This is a genomic window from Thermosinus carboxydivorans Nor1 (genome assembly GCF_000169155.1).
GTDB classification, from domain to species: Bacteria; Bacillota; Negativicutes; order Sporomusales; family Thermosinaceae; genus Thermosinus; species Thermosinus carboxydivorans.
Window position 1 is genome coordinate 23,197 of record NZ_AAWL01000005.1, and the last position, 19,750, is coordinate 42,946.

The window sequence follows — 19,750 nt, forward strand, 5'->3', positions numbered from 1 at the left end:
CTTCATCCCACGACTTTAGCCGTGGGATGAAGGCGACCCCCGTTTTGTTCCTCCACTGTTACTCCTGATTGCCCAGAATATGTACATTATGATATTAATGATATTACGTTTGTTATGGATAATGCGGCGATACGGTGTGTATAGAGATTCCTCAATGAAAAACTTCCCCACGGCAAGTAGGCGATGGATCCCAATAATATTCTGAATCCAGGCAAAATTTTTGATATAGCGTAGCCAGTTTGTTGCTTGGTTAATATAAAAGAATTGACTAGGAGAGGGGTATGTCTTATGCCATTAAAAACACCCGAACAATACGAAGAGAGCTTACGTCAACTCAAACTCAAGGTCTACCTACAAGGTGAACTGGTTAAAAGTCCGGTAGACCACCCCATTATCCGTCCATCGATGAACTCGGTTAAGATGACCTATGCCCTGGCTCAGGATCCGCAGTATGAAGATCTTATGACCGCTACGTCGCACCTGACCGGTAAGAAAATCAACCGTTTTTGCCATCTTCACCAGAGTGTTGACGATTTAATCAAAAAAGTCAAGATGCAGCGTTTGCTTGGTCAAAAAACAGCAGCCTGCTTCCAGCGCTGCGTCGGGATGGATGCCATCAACGCCGTTGACAGCGTGACCTTTGAAATGGATCAAAAACTTGGGACCAAATACCATGAACGCTTCCTTAAGTTTCTCCGTCGCATGCAGGATGAAGACTGGACAGTCGACGGGGCTATGACCGATCCCAAAGGTGATCGCAGTCTGCCGCCCCATAAGCAGGCCGACCCGGATTTGTATGTCCATGTCGCGGAAAAGCGATCCGACGGGATAGTCATTCGTGGAGCCAAGGCGCACCAGACCGGCGCGGTTAACTCGCACTGGATTTTGGTCATGCCGACCATGACTATGGGTAAAGACGATGCTGACTATGCCGTCTGCTTTGCGGCGCCGGCTGATGCTGAAGGTATTTTCTACATCTATGGTCGTCAGTCTTGTGACACCCGCAAGCTGGAAGGCGGCGACATCGACGTCGGCAACAAGCAATTTGGTGGCCATGAGGCCCTGATGGTCTTTGATAATGTGTTTATTCCCTGGGAAAATGTCTTCATGTGCGGGGAGTACGAATTCAGCGGCGCCCTGGTAGAACGGTTTGCGGGCTACCACCGGCAAAGCTACGGTGGCTGCAAGGTCGGTGTCGGGGACGTGCTGATCGGCGCGGCCGCCCTGGCGGCTGAATACAACGGCGCAGCCAAAGCCTCTCATATTAAAGATAAACTTATTGAGATGATCCATCTTAACGAAACACTTTACGCCTGCGGCATTGCCTGCTCGGCCGAAGGTTATAAGACGGCGTCGGGCACTTATCTGATCGACCTGCTGCTAGCTAACGTCTGCAAACAAAACGTCACCCGTTTCCCTTATGAGATTGCCCGTCTGGCCGAAGACATTGCCGGCGGCTTAATGGTTACGATGCCGTCGGAGCAAGACCTGCGCCATCCCGAAATTGGCAAAGTAGTGGAAAAATATCTGCGTGGCGTAGCTTCGGTGCCCACTGAGTACCGTATGCGCGTCCTGCGGCTCATTGAAAACCTTACTCTGGGCACCGCCGCTGTTGGTTACCGAACCGAGTCAATGCACGGCGCCGGTTCGCCGCAAGCCCAGCGTATCATGATTTCCCGCCAAAGCAATCTTGAACACAAGAAAGAACTAGCCAAAGCCATCGCCGGCATCCCCACCGGCTGCGCAGCCCAGAAAGAAGTGGCGGCAACCAAATAGGGTGGACTATGGCAATAGATAAGAAAATTATTCAACAAGTTCTTGACGAAAAGGTGCGTCCAAGTTTGCTTAGTCATGGCGGCGACATTAGTTTACAGGAAATTACTGATGATGGGTATATCAAAGTACGGCTGACCGGGGCATGTAGTACATGCCCCGGCGCCCAGCAGACGCTGGCAGAGGTAGTGGAAGCTGCCTTGCGCGATGCTTGTCCTGATCTGCAAGGCGTTATTCCGGTTTACGAAGTTGACGAAGAATTGCTACAAGAAGCCTTAAAATTTTTGCGCCGGAGGCCGGTAAGCTAAAGCCATATGAACAGACGGGTAAGTATCTATTTTTGCGGCGGTTGCAATCCGCGGATCGACAGAGGTCAAATTGCCAAGGAAGTAAGCCAGCTATTGGCCGGGCAGGGATTTCAAATACTGTTTAACACGCTGGATGCGGATTTCATAGTATTTTTAAGTGGTTGTACTGTCAGTTGTGCGAATAAATACCACAGCGGCGGGCGACCGGCAATAACTGTCGCCGCTGATATGGTAGATGGAATGAATGTAGATCTAGGACGGCTTAGTGACGAAATTGTTATGAAGGTGATGGATTACTTTCGGCAATTGAAGACGTAAATGAAAGTTGCGTACACCGTATTGATATTGGCCGGCTGCCTGAGGATAAGCTAATTTTTGCCGGCCTGGCCACTATGACCAGGTTTTTTGTTTATTTGCATAGACATTGTACAAATTATTAGACATTATTGCGTACAGAGAAGTGCACATTTGCGCAATTGATGACACGAAAAAATCATAATTGTAGCGCTGCTTGCGGCAGGAGTCAGACGAGCTAGCGGAGCTGCTTAAGAGAAATAGCGGGCATGTTATTGTTTGGCATGATACTTGCATGTTTATTTTAGCAAATGTTTGTGCGAAGGAGAGTGATAAACATGGCCAAAGTGATCTCAGCTCTGGAAGCAGCAAAGCTCATTAGGGATGGCGCAACTGTCGCTACCAGCGGGTTCGTGGGCAACGGCCATCCGGAAGCGATTACCGCCGCAATGGAAGAACGGTTTCTTGCCGAAAGCAAACCCTGCGGTCTAACGCTTGTTTATTGCGCAGGCCAGGGCGACGGCAAAGACCGTGGGCTTAATCACCTCGGGTACGAAGGAATGGTAAAGCGTGTAATCGGCGGCCATTGGAATTTGGCTCCGAAACTAGGGAAGTTGGCTGTGGAGAACAAGATTGAGGCCTACAACTTTCCCCAGGGGACGCTGACTCATTGGTTCCGTAACATTGCTGGACGCAAACCGGGCGTTATTACCAAAGTCGGGCTTAACACTTTCGTCGATCCGCGGGTTGAGGGCGGCAAGATCAACAGCATTACCAAAGAGGATCTTGTCGAGGTAATCGAACTGGGCGGCGAAGAATGGCTCTGGTATAAACCGTTCCCTGTCGACGTGGCCATAATTCGGGGGACTAGCGCCGACGAAAAAGGCAACATTACCATCGAACATGAAGCGGTTTCTTTGGAAATTTTGTCCATTGCTCAGGCGGCAAAAGCGTCAGGCGGTATCGTAATCGCTCAGGTCGAGCGCATTGTGGCTAATGGCAGTCTCCACCCGATGCAGGTTAAGGTGCCGGGCATTATTGTCGACTATATTGTGGTCGCGCCAGAGCCTGCTCAGCATATGCAAACTTATGCCGAAGTTTACAATCCGGCTTACTCCGGGGAAATCCGCGTACCGCTTTCCGCTATTCCGCCCATGCCGCTGGATGAGCGCAAGGTTATTGCCCGCCGTGCTGCCATGGAGCTTATTCCGAATGCGAAAGTCAATCTGGGTATTGGCGTGCCAGAAGGTGTAGCAATGGTGGCCAATGAAGAAGGCATTGGCGATACAATGACGCTGACGGTTGAGGCTGGGCCGGTCGGCGGCGTGCCGGCAGGGGGGCTGAGCTTTGGTGCGGCGATAAACGCTGAAGCCATTTTGGACCAACCTTATCAGTTTGACTTCTATGATGGCGGCGGTTTGGACCTGGCCTACCTGGGCCTGGCTGAGACAGACCAACAGGGCAACATTAACGTCAGTAAATTTAAAGGCCGGGTAGCCGGGTGTGGCGGTTTTATCAATATTACGCAAAATGCTAAGCGCGTCATCTTCTGTGGCACCTTTACCGCCGGGGGCCTTAAAGTACATGTGGAAGATGGCAAACTTCGCATTGTGAATGAAGGCAAGGCGAAAAAGTTTCTCCGCCAGGTAGAGCAAATAACCTTCAGTGGGCTCTACGCCCAAAAAGTTAAACAGCCTGTTATGTATATTACGGAGCGGGCGGTGTTTGAGCTTACGCCGGAAGGAATGATGCTCACGGAAATTGCCCCGGGGATCGACCTCGAAAAAGAAGTATTGGCCCTTATGGAGTTTAAACCCCTCATTTCGCCTAATCTGAAACTGATGGATGAACGAATTTTTAAACCGGGGTTAATGGGTCTTAAAATTTGATTGAACATTTATGGTAAAAAATGCTAAAATTAAAATAAGTTAAATAAATTACAAAAAGAGGAGTGTTGGCATGCGAGAAGTTGTAATTGCTAGTGCTGTAAGGACAGCAATTGGAAGTTTCAATGGCACACTGGCTCCATTTTCAGCTCCGGAACTGGGAAGTTTTGTAATCAAGGCTGCACTTGAACGAGCTAACGTACCAGCCAGCGCGGTTGATGAAGTAATAATGGGCAATGTGCTCCAGGCTGGGCTAGGGCAAAATCCCGCCCGCCAGGCGGCGTTGAAGGCAGGTTTACCAGTTGAGGTTCCGACTATGACTATTAATAAAGTTTGCGGCTCCGGTTTAAAGGCTGTAAATTTAGCAGCACAAGCGATTATGACTGGCGATGCCGATATCGTTGTGGCCGGCGGTATGGAAAGCATGACTAACGCCCCCTATCTTCTTGACAAGTCCCGGTGGGGCTACCGGATGGGACATGGTAAACTGATCGACTCTATGATTACCGACGGTTTGTGGTGTGCCTTCAATGACTATCATATGGGAATAACGGCCGAAAACATAGTGGAAAAATACGGTGTTACTCGGGAAGAACAAGACCAACTGGCTTTTGAATCCCAGGACAAAGCAATTAAAGCTATCGCAAGCGGCGCCTTCAAAAAGGAAATAGTTCCTGTCGTTATTAAGGATAAAAAAGGTGATAAGATCTTTGATACTGACGAATATCCCAGAGCGGGCACTACGGTCGAAAAGCTGTGTGCGTTAAAACCGGCGTTTAAAAAAGACGGTACGGTCACGGCCGGCAATGCTTCGGGCATAAACGACGGCGCTGCGGCTTTGGTGGTAATGTCGGCCGACAAAGCCAAGGAGCTTGGCATAAAGCCAATGGCTCGCATCCGTTCTTACGCTTCGGCCGGCGTTGATCCCAGTATTATGGGGATGGGCCCGGTGCCGGCGACGCGCAAAGCCCTCGCCAAAGCGGGACTGGTTATGGATGATATTGACCTGATTGAAGCTAATGAAGCCTTCGCCGCCCAGTTTTTGGCCGTTGGCAAGGAACTTGGCTTTGTTAAAGAAAAAGTTAATGTCCACGGCGGCGCCATTGCCTTGGGGCATCCGATTGGCGCCAGTGGCGCCCGCATTCTGGTAACGCTTCTTCACGCCATGGAACTAAGAAACGTCAAGACCGGTCTGGCAACACTGTGTATTGGCGGTGGTCAGGGCGTGGCGACAATCGTGGAGCGGATGTAGGATTAATGAGTGCCAATAGATTTTCTATTGGCACTCATAAAAATAACTATTGTGACTTTTTTCACGCGATAAGTAGAGCTTATAGCTCTCAAAAATAAATTAGGAGGGATTTACATGAATTTTCAACTCACCGAAGAGCACCAAATGATGCAAAAAATGGTGCGTGAATTTGCAGAGAAAGAGTTAGCACCGGGCGTCGTTGACCGGGACGAGAAGGAGTATTTCTCCCGTGAACTGTATAATGCCATGGGCGAGCTGGGACTGACGGGTATCTGCTATCCCGAAAAATATGGCGGTGCTGATAGCGATTATCTTAGCTACATTATCGCTATTGAAGAGTTGTCCAAAGTGGACGCTGGCTTGGGCATCGCTTTGTCGGCCACTGTTTCGCTGTGCGCCTGGCCAATTTACACTTACGGCACTGAAGAACAAAAACAAAAATATCTCCGGCCGCTGGTTGAAGGAACAAAAATGGGCGCATTTGGTTTAACAGAACCCAACGCCGGTACTGATGCCGCTTCCCAACAAACCACGGCGGTCTTAAATGGCGATCATTATGTCATTAATGGCAGCAAGATGTTTATTACTAACGCCGGTGAGGCAGAAATTTATGTCATTTTTGCTATGACTGATAAATCAAAGGGAGTCAAGGGCATTTCCGCCTTTATTCTGGAAAAAGGCATGCCTGGCTTCACTTTTGGCAAAAAAGAACATAAGATGGGTATTCGTTCCTCGCAGACCATGGAACTCATCTTCCAGGATGTCAAGGTTCCAAAAGAAAATCTGCTAGGAAAAGAGGGCGAAGGGTTCAAAATCGCCATGACCACTTTGGACGGCGGCCGCATTGGCGTAGCTGCGCAGGCTCTCGGCATTGCTCAGGCCGCGCTGGATTATGCGGTTAAATATGCTAAGGAAAGAGTCCAGTTTGGCAAACCTATTGCCGCCAATCAGGCCATCTCATTTATGTTGGCCGATATGGCAACCAAAGTTGACGCCGCTCGTCTGCTTACTTACCGTGCTGCCTATTTGAAACAACAGGGACTACCTTATTCCAAAGAAGCCGCCATGGCCAAGATGTATGCTTCCGATGTAGCGATGGCGGTTACTACCGATGCCGTACAAATCTTCGGCGGCTATGGCTACAGCCGCGAGTATCCTGTGGAACGGCTGATGCGCGATGCTAAGATTACCCAAATTTACGAAGGTACCAACCAAGTACAGCGTATGGTGATATCCGGCGCTCTGTTGCGTTAAAAAACGGAGCATGCGACAGAAAAGAACAAACAGGAGGACGTAGCTATGGAAATTATCGTCTGTGTCAAGCAGGTGCCTGACACTACCGAAGTAAAAATCGACCCGCAGACTAATACGCTTATCCGCCAGGGTGTGCCGAGCATCGTTAACCCCTTTGACAAGAACGCCGTTGAGGCGGCGCTGCAACTTAAAGAAAAACATGGCGGCCGCGTCACCGTTATTTCCATGGGACCTCCGCAGGCTAAGGATGCTTTGAAAGAATGTCTGGCTATGGGCGCCGATGAAGCCATTCTCATCAGCGACCGTGCTTTTGGCGGCGCCGATACTTTGGCTACCAGCTACACTTTGGCGGCAGCAATCCGCAAGATTGGTAAATTCGATCTTATTATTTGCGGCAAACAGGCTATCGACGGTGATACGGCCCAAGTTGGCCCCGAGATTGCCGAACACCTTGGCATTCCGCAGGTAACATATGTGGCTAAGATTGACGTAGATGGCAATACCGTCCGCGTAGAACGGGAGCATGAAGAAGGCTACGAGGTTATCGAAACTACCCTGCCGGTGCTTCTCACCGTTGTAAAATCGATCAACGAGCCCCGCTATCCGACCGTCAAAGGCACGATGAAGGCTAACCGCAAGGAAATTCCCGTGCTAACAGTAAATGATCTTGATGTTGATCCCGAAAGAATCGGTCTTAAGGGGTCTCCCACGCAGGTACGCCGCATTTTTACCCCACAACAACGCACCCAGGGCGTAATTATTCAAGAAGAGACCGCCCGTGCAGCCGTAAATGTTTTGCTCCAGAAATTAACTGAAGCGAAGATCATCTAACAGGGGGTAAAGAAGATGGCCATTAAAGTGATAAAAGATCAGTGCGTTAGTTGTGGCGCTTGTGTTAGTACTTGTCCGTTCGGTGCAATCATTATGGAAAGTGATAACAAGGCATTCATCACCGAGGCTTGTACCGCCTGCGGTGCTTGTATTGACGCATGTCCTGTCGGTGCAATCATCCGGGAAGAGGAAGAAAAAACGGCAGCTGCAGATAAAGACCAATACAAAGGCGTCTGGGTATTTATCGAGCAGGTAGGTGGCCAGGCAAGGGGCGTCGGCCTCGAACTCCTGGGCGAGGGACGCAAGCTCGCTGACGCGCTCGGTCAGGAATTGGCTGGCGTCATTATTGGCGACAAGGTTGAGCACCTGGCGAAAGAAGCATTTGCCTGCGGTGCCGACAAGGTCTACCTGGTGGAAGGGCCGGAGTACAAACATTATAATACTGATGCCTACACCATTGCGTTCACCGATTTAATTCAAACCTACAAACCGTCGGTGGTGCTGCTGGGTGCGACCAATGACGGCCGGGACCTTGGTCCCCGCGTTGCCTGCCGGGTCGGTACCGGCCTTACCGCCGACTGCACCGGGCTTGGTATTGACGAACAAACTGGCCTGGTTGCCTGGACCCGCCCTGCTTTCGGCGGTAATATCATGGCGACCATTTTATGTCCGGATCACCGCCCGCAAATGGGTACGGTACGGCCGAAAGTATTTAAGCGACCTGTTCCGGACTATTCGCGGACCGGCGAAATTATCCGTGTTCCCAGCAAGGTGAAACCGGAAGATATTCGGACCAAACTCATCGATATCATTCAGGTATGCACTGCTTCCTGCAACCTCGAAGAAGCAGAAATAATCGTATCCGGCGGCCGTGGCATGTGCGCTCCCGAGAACTTCCGTCTTGTCGAAGAACTGGCGGAGGTGCTTGGCGGCGCGGTCGGCGCTTCCCGTGCGGCCGTAGACGCCGGTTGGAAGCCTGCACTTCATCAGGTCGGCCAAACCGGTAAAACGGTAGGTCCCAAAATTTATTTTGCCTGTGGTATTTCCGGGGCTATCCAGCATTTAGCCGGTATGTCTTCTTCGGATGTTATAATCGCCATTAACAAAGATCCGGATGCGCCGATCTTCAAGGTGGCCGATTTTGGCATCGTCGGGGATGTCCTGGAAGTTTTGCCGATATTAACTGAGGAGTTCCGCAAAATTAAGCAAGCCTAAGAGCAAAGGAGGAGGACCTTGTGGTTCAGGACGTAAAGTTTGAGGACATAAAAATTGGCGACAAGGCCAGTATGTCCAAGACGGTTACCGAGTATGACGTTTATACCTTTGCCGGACTGACTGGCGATTTCAACCCTGTCCATGTAAATACTGAGTTTGCCAAGACGACCATGTTTAAAGAGCGAATTGCCCATGGCATGCTGTCAGCCGGCTTCATTTCCGCCGTTCTCGGCACGGCTCTGCCGGGAATGAATACCATTTATTTGGCGCAGGAACTTGTCTTTAAGGCGCCGGTGAAAATCGGTGATACCGTTACCGCGACTGTTGAGGTCCTCGAAAAGATTGAAGGCAAAAACCGCGTTATTCTTAAAACAACTGTCACCAACCAGGACGGCGTTGTCGTAGTGGACGGCAAGGCAACGGTCATGAAGAAGTAAAGAAAACCGGGCGTCGTTTTGCTGCAAGGCAAAATGGCGCCGGTTTTCGCCGTTTTAAAGTATATGTGAATTTAGTAATTTTTGATTAATTATAAATAAGGGGAGGAGTTAACAATGGAGTTCAAAAAGGTCCTTATTGTGGGAGCCGGCCAAATGGGCAGCGGCATCGCTCAGGTCATGGCCCAAGGCGGTTTGGAAGTGGTGCTGCGTGACATTAAGCCGGAGTTTGTGCAGAAAGGTATTGGCGGCATCGACAAAAACCTGAGTAAAGCGGTAGAAAAGGGTAAGATGACAGCTGAAGAAAAAGCCGCGGTCATGAACCGCATCCAGGGGATCGTTGATTTTACTGCTGAAGCTTGTAATGTCGACCTTGTAGTTGAAGCCGCAGTGGAAAACATGGAGATCAAGCGGGATATTTTCCAAACGCTGGATCGGCTATGTCCCCCGCACACCATCCTCGCGACCAATACGTCTTCTCTGCCAATAACGGCGATTGCCGCCACGACCAAGCGTCCGGACAAAGTCATTGGCATGCATTTCTTTAATCCGGCGCCGGTAATGAAATTGGTTGAGGTAATCAACGGTCTCGCTACCAGCGAAGAAACCTTTGCCGCTGTGAAAGCGCTGGCCGAACGACTTGGCAAGACACCGGTTAAGGTTTCCGATTTTCCCGGCTTTGTTGGCAACCGTATTATGATGCCGATGATTAACGAAGCCGTTTACACGCTCATGGAAGGCGTTGCCAGTGCTGAGGATATTGACAATGTAGCGAAGCTCGGCTTTAATCATCCCATGGGTCCGCTCGCCCTGTCCGATCTTATCGGCAACGACACGGTGCTATATATTATGGAAGTACTGTATCAGGGTTATGGCGACCCGAAATACCGTCCCTGTCCGCTGCTGCGCAAGATGGTGCAGGCCGGTTATCTGGGTCGCAAGACCGGCAAGGGCTTCTATGATTATAATAAATAAATACATAAATACATATTTATAAATAATATTAACTACAGGCGGTGAACAGCATGAAAGAATATCAAAACCTTCTGTATGAGTTTGATGGCGGGATCGGCATTATCACGATAAACCGGCCTAAAGCGCTTAACGCTCTTAACGGTGCGACCATGCGCGAATTGAACGAACTTCTTGATGTCATTGCTCAAGATCCTTCCGTAAAAGTTGTTATCATAACTGGTAGTGGTGAAAAGGCGTTTGTTGCCGGTGCTGACATCACGGAAATGCAATCGATGTCGGCTATCGAAGGACGCAACTGGGGTAAATTGGGACAAGCGGTTTTTGACAAGCTGGAAAATTTGCCGCAACCGGTCATTGCTGCTGTTAACGGTTTCGCCCTTGGCGGCGGCTGTGAATTAGCCATGGCCTGCGATATCCGGATTGCCTCAGACAAGGCAAAATTCGGGCAACCGGAAGTCACCCTTGGGATCACCCCTGGTTTTGCCGGTACGCAGCGTTTGCCCCGTTTGGTCGGCAAAGGGCGCGCTAAAGAACTTCTGTTCACCGGCGATATGATTGATGCGGCCGAAGCTTACCGGATTGGCCTTGTCAACAAAGTGGTTCCTCCAGAGGAACTGATGGCGGCGGCTAAGGCGATGGCCCAGAAAATTATGTCCCGGGCGCCGATGGCCGTGCAGCTTTGCAAGGCGGCCGTCAATGAAGGCATGGACATGGACCTTCAATCCGCCGTAGCTTATGAAGCGGAAGTCTTCGGTCTTTGCTTCGCTACCGCCGACCAAAAGGAAGGCATGGCAGCTTTTGTGGAAAAACGTAAGGCGAATTTCACCGGTAAATAGCTTATGACAAAAAACCTGTACCGCGCCAATGCACGGTACAGGTTTTTTTGGTGTACACAGCTTAACTTATCGTTAAATTTTGACAGACGAGGTAGCAGCAGAAAGACTATAAATTCCTGTTAATGTATGTAAGAGTATGACCAGAAGCAGCCTGCCCGACAGGGCAGGTTTTAATTTTGTCTAAAAATTTATACAAACAAAAGGTATTTCCGGCTCTTTTGCCTAACTATTATTTTACTTAAAGAACGTTTTGGGAGGGGTATAATGCGCGTTCGAGACTTGATGAGTACGCGAGTGGTGACGGTGACGCCGGGGATGACATTGCAGCAGACGGCGCGAATTTTTGATAGCGTTGGCATTGACGGCGCGCCGGTGGTTGACGCTAACGGCAAACTTATCGGCCTTGTAACTAAGTCGCATTTGATAAAGGCTTTAGCCGCCGACAATTTTTATAACCTGCGTGTGGGCGATGTGATGACGCCTGACGTCTTTACCTTGCAGGAGAATACTACTATCCAGGAGTTGCAGCAAAACAACCGGATTTTTCGCTACGGACGTTTTCCGGTAGTGGATGGAGAAAACCGGCCTATTGGATTTATAACTCGTACTGACTTAGTAAAATATTTGTCGGAAAGATCGCTTTTTCTTGCCGATGAGATGCAGGCCGTTCTAAATTCGGTCTGCAACGGTGTTATTGTCACTAATGCTGATGGAATTGTAACTCTTTTTAATCCTGCCGCCGAATATATTACCGGCCTAAGCAGCGAAGATGTCATTGGCCGTTTTGCCGATGATGTAATTCCCAACTCCGGTTTGCAGCGGGTGCTAAAAACAGGGGTAGCCGAGCTTAACCAAAAACAGCACATTGGCAATTGTGAAATTATTACCAACCGGACCCCGATTGTAAAAGACAACAAAATCAAAGGCGCCGTAGCGATCTTTCAGGATATAACTCAGCTTCAGGCAATTGCCGCCGAACTGGAATATGTAAAGAATTTAAAAAGCACGCTGGAATCGGCCATTGAGAGCATGTTTGAGGGTTTTGTAGCGGTAGACAAAAATGGCTATATTACAATGATGAATCAAGCCTATGGCGAGTTTCTCGGCGTCGATGCCAAAGAAGTTATTGGTAGGCATGTTACTGAGGTTATTGAAAATACCCGCATGCATATCGTTGCCCAGACCGGCAAGCCCGAGATTGGCGAGGTGCAGCGCATTGGCAAGCATGCTGTCGTCGTCACGCGCAAACCGATTATTCAGGATGGGGAAGTAGTCGGCGCCGTCGGCAAAATACTCTTTAAGGATGTTAAGGACTTTAAAATGTTGGCGCGTAAGCTGAATTCACTGCAGTCGGAGCTCGAATATTATAAGGAAGAATTACGCAAGGTGCACGGCGGGAAATATACCATCGAGAGCATCGTTGGCCAGAGCGAAAAGATGGAATGGCTAAAAACCATTGCCGCTAAAGCGGCCAAAGGCAACTCGACCGTTCTCATCCTCGGCGAAAGCGGTACTGGCAAGGAACTATTCGCTCATGCCATCCACAATGCCAGCGCCCGCCGACATGGCCCATTCATAAAAGTCAATTGCGCGGCTTTGCCAGAAAGTTTGCTTGAGTCAGAGCTTTTTGGCTACGATGAAGGGGCTTTTACCGGAGCGCGCAAAGGCGGTAAGCCTGGTAAAATTGAATTAGCCAATGGGGGGACCTTTTTTCTGGACGAAATTGGCGATATGACCCTGGCAATGCAGGCCAAGCTGTTAAGGGTGCTGCAGGAAAGGGAAATTGAGCGGGTGGGCGGTACGAAAACCAACAAGGTAGACGTACGTATTATCGCAGCTACCAACCGGGATTTGGAAAAAATGATTGAACGGGGGGAATTTCGGCAGGATCTGTATTATCGGCTCAATATTATTTCATTGCACATACCGCCACTGCGCGAGCGCAAGGAGGATATTCCCCTGTTGTGCACTGCTTTACTCAAAAAAATTAACGTTCAGGTTCAGCACTGGGTAGACGGTGTTTCGCCGGAAGCGATGGAACTATTGCTTGCCTACGACTGGCCGGGCAACGTGCGCGAATTGGAAAATGTGCTAGAAAGAGCTGTTAACCTAATGGAGGAAGATGAGCGGCAAATACTGCCGGAACATTTACCGCCAGCGCTAAAAAAAATCCATAAAGCTAAGGATTTGGATGATGGTTTAAAAGATTTAGCAGGAATACTTTGCGATACGGAGAAACAAGCAATCTATAAAGCCTTGGAAGCTACCGGCGGAAACAAGAGCAAGGCGGCGAAACTGCTCGGTATTCACCGCTCGGGGTTTTATCAGAAACTACATAAATACAACATTACTTTTGCGAAAAAGTAAGAAGTTTGCGGGAGGATTGTATGTGGACCGTGGTGTATATCGCTGCGAACCGTGCCCAGGCCGAAATGTTGAAAAACTTGCTTTCCAGCGAGGGTATTTTGGCAAATACCCGTCCCGCGGGAGTGTCGATGCTGGGAGACGGCCTTTACGAAGTTTTGGTGTTGGAATCGGAAGCTGATGAGGCACACGCAATACTCTGCGAACAAGCCCTGAAGTAATTGACGTAAAATTAAAGGAAGGTGTTTTGGAGTGTTCAAGAAAACAAAGATTGTTTGCACCGTGGGGCCGAGTACCGATCGCCCCGGGGTACTGGAACAAATGCTTGTTGCTGGCATGAATGTCGCCCGTTTCAATTTTTCTCATGGAACACATGCCGAACATGCCAAACGCATTGAAATGGTGCGGGCCGCTGCTGCCAAAGTTAACCGGCCGGTAGCGCTGATGCTTGACACGAAAGGGCCGGAAATGCGGCTTGGAGCATTCCCGGCAGGCAAGGTCAAACTGACTGCCGGCCAGCGCTTTATACTGACCAGCCAGGACGTGCCCGGCACGGCGGAAAGAGCATCGGTAAACCACAAACTGCTGCCGGAAGAGGTGCGGCCAGGCGATACAATCCTTATTGCCGACGGTCTCATCAGTCTGCATGTTGATGCGGTGGAAGGCACCGAAATTATTACTACTGTCCAAAACAGCGGTGAAATCGGCAGCATGAAACGGGTGGCTGCGCCGGGAGTTAACGTTCATTTGCCACCGCTGTCCGAGCAGGATGTCCGCGACATTCTCTTTGGTTTGGAGCAGAAAATGGACTTCATTGCCGCCTCTTTTGTCCAGCGGGCGGCTGATGTGTTGGCTATTCGCAAGGTTGTGGAAGAAGCTGGCGGTCAGATTGACATCATTGCGAAGATTGAAAACGCTGAAGGCGTTAAAAATATCGATGAAATTCTTAAAGTTGCAGATGGAATTATGGTGGCGCGCGGCGATCTTGGTGTCGAAATCCCCGCCGAGGAAGTGCCGTTAGTACAAAAAACGATAATCAAGAAATGCAATAAAGCAGGTAAGCCGGTCATTACCGCTACCCAAATGCTCGAGTCCATGATTGCCAATCCCCGGCCTACTCGCGCGGAGGCAAGCGATATTGCCAACGCCATTCTCGACGGCAGTGACGCAATTATGCTGAGCGGTGAAACGGCTTCGGGCCAATATCCGGTTGAAGCAGTAAACACGATGGCTAAAATTGCCGCGCGGACCGAGGCGGCACTGGGCTATACCGATATTTTAATGGGCAAAGGGCTTTTACCGCAGCGTACCACTACCGATGCCATCAGTCACGCCACCGTCCAGGTTGCTCATGAACTAAACGCAGCCGCCATTATTACGGCTACCGAATCGGGATATACTGCCCGCATGGTATCGAAATATCGTCCCCAGGCAGCCATTATTGCAGTTACTCCCCATGCACGCACGGTGCGCCGCATGTTGCTCCTGTGGGGTGTCTACCCGGTGCAGGGTCCTAAATCCCATGATACGGACGAAATGGTTCAAAACGCCGTAGCCAGTGCGCTAACTACGGGGGTGGTAAAAGACGGTGATTTGGTGGTTATCACCGCCGGTGTCCCGGTAGGAACACCCGGTACTACCAACCTGATCCGCGTGCATATTGTTGGTAATATTTTGCTGCGCGGTCAAGGCATTGGGCAGCAAGTAGTTACCGGCAAGGTGTGTGTTGCTTTATCGATTAGCGATGTGAAAAAGAAATTCCAGCCTGGTGACATACTTGTCGTTACCAGTATTGATGAAGAAACGGCGCCCTATGCTGCCAAGGCGGCGGCGATTGTGGCCGAAGAAGGCGGCTTGACGTCTCATGCCGCAGTTGTCGGGATAAGCTATGGTGTGCCTGTCATTGTCGGTGTTGATGGTGCTACAAGTAAAATGACAGACGGTGCCATTGTGACGGTCGATGCCGCCCGCGGGCTGGTTTACCAGGGAGAAATTCACGCCCGATAATTATTAGGAGGGCTATTATGCTATATTTGCTGCTGGCGGCAGTTACCTGCGTTTTTGGGGCCATCTATAGTTATAACCGCCGCAGCTTGCCGTGCCGGCTTCGTTCGCTTAAAAGCAGGCTGACAGCATTGACGAGGCAAAAGGGAGGTCGTCAGACTCGGCAGAAGTGGCTGGATGATCTCTACCGGTTGCTAAAGCAGGCGCTGTGTGGAGGAGACCAGGCTATTCTGTTCCAGACCGCGGATTTATTAAAAACCGCCTTTGGTGAGGGTATTATGCGACCGGATGAACCGGTGCGGTTGGCGGGGGCAGTGATTGGCGCACTGCGAACTAAACAGGCGGAGATTGCCGGCGTGCTTTTGGATGCTTTTCGACCGCTGCTTCGTCACCAGCCAGCAGAGATACTTCCGGAGCTGGCAGAAGGCGTTACCATGGTAGGACTATTCGCCCTCAAAGAACGACAGAATTTCATAGCGGCCAAAGCAGCTGACCTGCTATTTGCCGTTTTGGCCCGCGCGCAGCGTGGAAATAATGTGGCAGGTACTAGTCGGGCCATAAACGGAATTCAGACTTTGGGTGTTCAAACTTTACGGCGTGGCGATAAAAGCCTGTTCCTTGAATTGTGTATTCGTCTAGACGAAGAGGTAATCAATTGCCGCGGGGATAACAGCGAACTTGTAGGCATATTTGCTGTTTGGCTGCAGCGGCTAGTTACCGCTGGCGATGAAGAATTGTTTTCTTTTGTGAAGACTGCGGTGCAGCGACTTGCGGATAAGGGCCGAGTAGAGCGAGAGGTTTTGGCTGCATTCCATAGGGAAGTATTGGAAATGGCCGGTATGGTAAGTCTGAATGCGGAGCATCCACTCCTTGCCCCGCTATTTGAGTTTGCTTTCGAATTGGCTGACCGGCTTAATGTACTGCCGGCCTGGCAGACAGCCGTGCAGGAAACGGGTAAGATTGCTGCTGCCATCATTACTTCCCGCGGGCTAACCGCTGCTTTCCCCATCATGGCGGTGCTTCTTACCCTTGGCGGCCGGCTGCTGACCGCCGAACTGCGGCGTAGCAAGGCTGGTGCCAATGAAGGTGACATTGAAGATGAAGGGCGGGTTTTGTATTTGGTGGTACGGGAGTGTTTGTTGCTGCTCGAATTAGCCGCGCGTCAGGAAATGGGGCTGACTGCCGGGGAACTTACGGGACGGCTTACCATGTTCTGGGAAAAACGCTTTAGTGCGTCGCCGCCGAAGAATATCAGGAAATTTTGTCAGCTCCTTATCTTTACTTGGATGCAAACCAGGCGGCGCGTGGCTAAACGTCTGGCTCCCGAAAAATTACTTGAGGGACCGCTACTGCTTTCGGCGGAGGAGCGTTCTCGTCTGTATTTTTTACAGAGCAACTCTTAAGTCCGGAGGAAGCCATGAACTATTTTCAGGAGCTTGCAGCCAAGTATGATGCCTGGTTTCAGACGCCGCACGGCCAGTATGTATACCGTTATGAGCGGGAAATGATTTTTGACCTCGCTGAGGTGCAACAGGATATGTATGTGGCTGATGTTGGCTGCGGGACAGGAATCTATACCAACGAGTTTTGCGCAGCCGGCGCGCGGGTGGTGGGGATTGATATTTCCCCCGAAATGCTGGCGATTGCTGCGGAGAAAAATAAAACATGGGGTAATCGGGTTAGTTTTGTTACGGCTGATGCGGCGGCATTGCCTTTTCCTGATAACGCTTTTGATATGGTTGTCAGTATTACGGCGATGGAATTTTTCGAAGAACCGCGTCGTTGCCTGCACGAAATGCACCGTATTCTCCGTCCTGGCGGGCGTATGATTGTGGCGACGCTTGGGAATTGGAGCCTCTGGTCAATGCAGCGACGGCTTAAGACATTGTTTACACGGACGATTTTTAGTCATACCCGTTTTTATAGCATTCGTGACATTGCCCGTCTGCTGAATCCTATCACTATCAGTGAATGGCGCGGCGGCATTTTTATTCCACCGTTCGCACCTGCCGCTCTTATCCGCCATCCTGATAAGTTGGAACGTTGGGGCCAGAAATGGATACCCGCCCTGGGAACTTTTCTCGTCGTCAGGGTGGATAAAAAGTAATCCGGACTAAGCTTTTACTTAGTCCGGATTATATTTTTGCGTTTTTGTTGACTGCCTACTAAAAGCAGAGGCAGCAGAGGCATGTACCGTCCGGTTGATTGAATTATCATTCCTATTATAAGACTGAGTGCCACAGCTACCAGATAAAACGCGACGATAACAAGCGGTGTCATGGTAAGACCATGACCGGTTACTATATCTATCAAGTAATACATAACAAGCGGGTGAATCAAATAAACATGGTAGGAATAAGCCCCTAAAAAGCTTAAGGTGGCTGCCAGTACAGGCGGCAGCGTATTGCGGGAAAACAAGGAAAACCAGAAAAGTGTAGCGGCTAGGGTATACAGGACGCCGATCGGGCTTAACTGATGATCGGTATTTACTGCTTCTTCCGGGGTGTAGCCGACTGCGTAGAGTAAATAATAGTAATAGGCGAACATTCCAAACAGCGATACCATAAAAAACAGGTTTATTTCCCGCGCCCGCTGTTTCAGAAATTCAACTACCTGTTCATGCTTGACGGCACAGACGGCGCCGAATAGGAATATGAATATATAGTGAACAATCCAGTAACTCAAGCGATGTTGTACGGCAATATTAAGGTAGGGGTTAGCGAAATTAGCATCAAGATAGTAACTGGAATAATAATTAAACCCGATTTGCAATATAAGCGTCAGGAGCAGGGAAGGAGCAGGGCGCTTTAGCATTAGGCGAACAATTAAGCGCCATAGCGGCATCAATGTGTAAAACCATAGTAATAGTACCAGAAAGTACAATTGATATGAGGCCAAGCCAAACAATAGATATTCATAAATAAGGGGCGGTGTCCAAGGCTGGGTATCGCCGCTTACCAAAGTGTAATGCAGCATATACAGTAGTGACCAAACGATATACGGTACTAGCACCGTGCGGAGACGGCGCTGCATAAAGCCGGTATAATCAAACCGTTCTTCCAAGTTATGATGAACAAAAAGACCGAAAGCGGAAACAAAGAAAAAAATGGGAACACTGAATCTTGTAAATATTTCCATCAAGGCAAAAAGGTGAACGTTAACTTCGGGATTAGTGAGTGAATAGGCGCCGGTATGGATGCCGACGACGCCTAGCATGCTGATGCCGCGAATATATTCGATGGCTGTTACGCGTTGTTTGGACATATTACACCTGGTTTTCGGGAGTTGTTTTTAGCCTTGTGCTCGTGGCACTTGGTTTGCGGTTGGTCAGGTATACACCGGTAACGACCATGATACCGCCCGCAAAGGTAAACACCGTGGGTTTTTCGCCCAAAAGCCAAGTCCCGGCGATGATGGCGAATAACGGGTTGAGGTAAGTAAATACGACGGTGCGCACCGCCCCTAGCTTCTCCACGCCTGTGTACCAGATATAGTATGCATAGACCGAACAAAGCAAGGCCAGATACAAGGCGGCCATTACGGTAGGCCACGAAAGGTCGCCAATATGCCGGTAGAGGGGCGAGGGTGCAAAAGGGCTTGGCACAAAAGCGAACGGCAGCAGCATCAGGGTGCCGAAGATATGGATGTAGGCCATGGCGACAAAAGGCCGGTATTTTTGTAAAATTGTTTTGCCATAAACAGTAAAGCCGGCCCAGACGACCGCATTGATAAGCAAGAGTATATCGCCGGTAATAGTCGAGGAATTAAACAGGTTGATCAATTGACCATTGGTAATAATGACGCTGACACCGGTGAATGCAATAACGATACCGGCTAGCCCTAGCGGTGTGATGTTATCCCATCCGAGCATTGTGCTAAAGAGTACCGTCCAAATAGGGCTGGTAGCGACGATAAGGGCGGCATTAATGGTTGTAGTATAACGCAGGCCGGTATACTGAATGTAAAAATAAGACGTAATTGCCAAAAAGCCCAGGACAATAAAGCGCGGGATATCCTGACGCCGCAGCAGCCGGTATGTGCCGGTTTGGAGAAGTACCACGCCAAAGACAGCAGAAGCGATAAGAAAACGGAAAATAACCAAGTTTAGTGGTTCGAGCTCGTACATGCCGATTTTCGCAGCGGCAAAGGAGGTTCCCCACAGAAAGGAGACAGTGATTAACGCAGCGTACATGAAAGCATAATTAGTCTGATGCATGAAAGACTCCTTAATTTAACAAATGCTATTTTATTTATAAACTGTGAAGGGAAGAATTATTATTGATGAGCAGGGGATTATCCGGCACATTTTTCGCAAGGTTAAGGT

General features: G+C 49.7%; 18 protein-coding genes. 16 read left to right on the forward strand and 2 right to left on the reverse strand.

Going from position 1 to position 19,750, the window contains the following annotated elements; translation table 11 throughout:
- Window positions 1-288: 288 nt before the first annotated feature.
- The 16 genes from TCARDRAFT_RS05055 (at window position 289) to TCARDRAFT_RS05130 (ending at window position 17,533) form a co-directional block, all read left to right on the forward strand.
- Window positions 289-1,776, forward strand: coding sequence for a 4-hydroxyphenylacetate 3-hydroxylase family protein (locus tag TCARDRAFT_RS05055; RefSeq protein WP_007288939.1), 1,488 nt, complete (start codon window positions 289-291; stop codon window positions 1,774-1,776).
- An 8-nt stretch (window positions 1,777-1,784) separates the two neighbouring features.
- Window positions 1,785-2,081 (forward strand): NifU family protein, encoded by a 297-nt coding sequence (locus TCARDRAFT_RS05060; RefSeq protein ID WP_007288940.1) that lies wholly within the window; start codon window positions 1,785-1,787, stop codon window positions 2,079-2,081.
- 6 nt (window positions 2,082-2,087) lie between these two features.
- Entirely contained in the window at window positions 2,088-2,399 is a 312-nt protein-coding gene (locus TCARDRAFT_RS05065) for a hypothetical protein (RefSeq protein WP_007289061.1), read from the forward strand.
- Between the two features lie 314 nt (window positions 2,400-2,713).
- On the forward strand, window positions 2,714-4,264 hold the full coding sequence (locus tag TCARDRAFT_RS05070) for an acyl CoA:acetate/3-ketoacid CoA transferase (RefSeq protein WP_007288941.1): 1,551 nt from the start codon (window positions 2,714-2,716) through the stop codon (window positions 4,262-4,264).
- Window positions 4,265-4,334: 70 nt separating this feature from the next.
- Complete coding sequence (locus TCARDRAFT_RS05075) at window positions 4,335-5,513, forward strand: acetyl-CoA C-acetyltransferase (RefSeq protein WP_007288942.1); 1,179 nt, start codon at window positions 4,335-4,337, stop codon at window positions 5,511-5,513.
- 114 nt (window positions 5,514-5,627) lie between these two features.
- Window positions 5,628-6,767: an acyl-CoA dehydrogenase gene (locus tag TCARDRAFT_RS05080; protein ID WP_007288943.1), complete on the forward strand. Its 1,140-nt coding sequence runs from the start codon at window positions 5,628-5,630 to the stop codon at window positions 6,765-6,767.
- Window positions 6,768-6,812: 45 nt separating this feature from the next.
- Window positions 6,813-7,598, forward strand: a complete 786-nt coding sequence (locus TCARDRAFT_RS05085) for an electron transfer flavoprotein subunit beta/FixA family protein (protein ID WP_007288944.1) — start codon at window positions 6,813-6,815, stop codon at window positions 7,596-7,598.
- Window positions 7,599-7,613: 15 nt separating this feature from the next.
- Window positions 7,614-8,813 (forward strand): FAD-binding protein, encoded by a 1,200-nt coding sequence (locus TCARDRAFT_RS05090; protein ID WP_007288945.1) that lies wholly within the window; start codon window positions 7,614-7,616, stop codon window positions 8,811-8,813.
- A 20-nt stretch (window positions 8,814-8,833) separates the two neighbouring features.
- The gene (locus TCARDRAFT_RS05095; protein ID WP_007288946.1) at window positions 8,834-9,250 is read left to right on the forward strand and encodes a MaoC family dehydratase; all 417 of its coding nucleotides are present in this window, start codon (window positions 8,834-8,836) and stop codon (window positions 9,248-9,250) included.
- 114 nt (window positions 9,251-9,364) lie between these two features.
- On the forward strand, window positions 9,365-10,222 hold the full coding sequence (locus TCARDRAFT_RS05100) for a 3-hydroxybutyryl-CoA dehydrogenase (RefSeq protein WP_007288947.1): 858 nt from the start codon (window positions 9,365-9,367) through the stop codon (window positions 10,220-10,222).
- Between the two features lie 50 nt (window positions 10,223-10,272).
- Window positions 10,273-11,058 (forward strand): short-chain-enoyl-CoA hydratase, encoded by a 786-nt coding sequence (locus TCARDRAFT_RS05105; protein WP_007288948.1) that lies wholly within the window; start codon window positions 10,273-10,275, stop codon window positions 11,056-11,058.
- 264 nt (window positions 11,059-11,322) lie between these two features.
- Entirely contained in the window at window positions 11,323-13,425 is a 2,103-nt protein-coding gene (locus tag TCARDRAFT_RS05110) for a sigma-54-dependent Fis family transcriptional regulator (protein WP_007288949.1), read from the forward strand.
- 20 nt (window positions 13,426-13,445) lie between these two features.
- Window positions 13,446-13,643 (forward strand): putative signal transducing protein, encoded by a 198-nt coding sequence (locus TCARDRAFT_RS05115; protein ID WP_040683078.1) that lies wholly within the window; start codon window positions 13,446-13,448, stop codon window positions 13,641-13,643.
- Window positions 13,644-13,674: 31 nt separating this feature from the next.
- Window positions 13,675-15,429: a pyruvate kinase gene (gene pyk / locus TCARDRAFT_RS05120; RefSeq protein WP_007288950.1), complete on the forward strand. Its 1,755-nt coding sequence runs from the start codon at window positions 13,675-13,677 to the stop codon at window positions 15,427-15,429.
- Between the two features lie 17 nt (window positions 15,430-15,446).
- Window positions 15,447-16,829 (forward strand): hypothetical protein, encoded by a 1,383-nt coding sequence (locus TCARDRAFT_RS05125; RefSeq protein WP_007288951.1) that lies wholly within the window; start codon window positions 15,447-15,449, stop codon window positions 16,827-16,829.
- A 14-nt stretch (window positions 16,830-16,843) separates the two neighbouring features.
- Complete coding sequence (locus TCARDRAFT_RS05130) at window positions 16,844-17,533, forward strand: class I SAM-dependent methyltransferase (RefSeq protein ID WP_007288952.1); 690 nt, start codon at window positions 16,844-16,846, stop codon at window positions 17,531-17,533.
- 14 nt (window positions 17,534-17,547) lie between these two features.
- On the opposite strand, the gene TCARDRAFT_RS05135 is transcribed toward TCARDRAFT_RS05130, so the two are convergent.
- Both TCARDRAFT_RS05135 and TCARDRAFT_RS05140 read right to left on the reverse strand, forming a co-directional pair.
- Window positions 17,548-18,690, reverse strand: a complete 1,143-nt coding sequence (locus TCARDRAFT_RS05135; protein WP_007288953.1) for an acyltransferase — start codon at window positions 18,688-18,690, stop codon at window positions 17,548-17,550.
- Window position 18,691: 1 nt separating this feature from the next.
- A complete protein-coding gene (locus tag TCARDRAFT_RS05140; protein ID WP_007288954.1) occupies window positions 18,692-19,642 on the reverse strand; it encodes a DMT family transporter in 951 nt (316 codons plus the stop codon).
- Window positions 19,643-19,750: the final 108 nt, after the last annotated feature.

What these genes read in the sequence shown, in the direction of transcription:
- TCARDRAFT_RS05065 (WP_007289061.1), top strand. Translation starts at nt 2,088, where the DNA reads ATGAACAGACGGGTAAGTATCTATTTTTGCGGCGGTTGCAATCCGCGG.
- TCARDRAFT_RS05105 (WP_007288948.1), top strand. Translation starts at nt 10,273, where the DNA reads ATGAAAGAATATCAAAACCTTCTGTATGAGTTTGATGGCGGGATCGGC.
- TCARDRAFT_RS05135 (WP_007288953.1), bottom strand. Translation starts at nt 18,690, where the DNA reads ATGTCCAAACAACGCGTAACAGCCATCGAATATATTCGCGGCATCAGC.
- TCARDRAFT_RS05085 (WP_007288944.1), top strand. Translation starts at nt 6,813, where the DNA reads ATGGAAATTATCGTCTGTGTCAAGCAGGTGCCTGACACTACCGAAGTA.
- TCARDRAFT_RS05090 (WP_007288945.1), top strand. Translation starts at nt 7,614, where the DNA reads ATGGCCATTAAAGTGATAAAAGATCAGTGCGTTAGTTGTGGCGCTTGT.
- TCARDRAFT_RS05100 (WP_007288947.1), top strand. Translation starts at nt 9,365, where the DNA reads ATGGAGTTCAAAAAGGTCCTTATTGTGGGAGCCGGCCAAATGGGCAGC.
- TCARDRAFT_RS05110 (WP_007288949.1), top strand. Translation starts at nt 11,323, where the DNA reads ATGCGCGTTCGAGACTTGATGAGTACGCGAGTGGTGACGGTGACGCCG.
- TCARDRAFT_RS05080 (WP_007288943.1), top strand. Translation starts at nt 5,628, where the DNA reads ATGAATTTTCAACTCACCGAAGAGCACCAAATGATGCAAAAAATGGTG.
- TCARDRAFT_RS05060 (WP_007288940.1), top strand. Translation starts at nt 1,785, where the DNA reads ATGGCAATAGATAAGAAAATTATTCAACAAGTTCTTGACGAAAAGGTG.
- TCARDRAFT_RS05055 (WP_007288939.1), top strand. Translation starts at nt 289, where the DNA reads ATGCCATTAAAAACACCCGAACAATACGAAGAGAGCTTACGTCAACTC.
- TCARDRAFT_RS05070 (WP_007288941.1), top strand. Translation starts at nt 2,714, where the DNA reads ATGGCCAAAGTGATCTCAGCTCTGGAAGCAGCAAAGCTCATTAGGGAT.
- TCARDRAFT_RS05075 (WP_007288942.1), top strand. Translation starts at nt 4,335, where the DNA reads ATGCGAGAAGTTGTAATTGCTAGTGCTGTAAGGACAGCAATTGGAAGT.
- TCARDRAFT_RS05130 (WP_007288952.1), top strand. Translation starts at nt 16,844, where the DNA reads ATGAACTATTTTCAGGAGCTTGCAGCCAAGTATGATGCCTGGTTTCAG.
- TCARDRAFT_RS05140 (WP_007288954.1), bottom strand. Translation starts at nt 19,642, where the DNA reads ATGCATCAGACTAATTATGCTTTCATGTACGCTGCGTTAATCACTGTC.
- TCARDRAFT_RS05115 (WP_040683078.1), top strand. Translation starts at nt 13,446, where the DNA reads ATGTGGACCGTGGTGTATATCGCTGCGAACCGTGCCCAGGCCGAAATG.
- TCARDRAFT_RS05125 (WP_007288951.1), top strand. Translation starts at nt 15,447, where the DNA reads ATGCTATATTTGCTGCTGGCGGCAGTTACCTGCGTTTTTGGGGCCATC.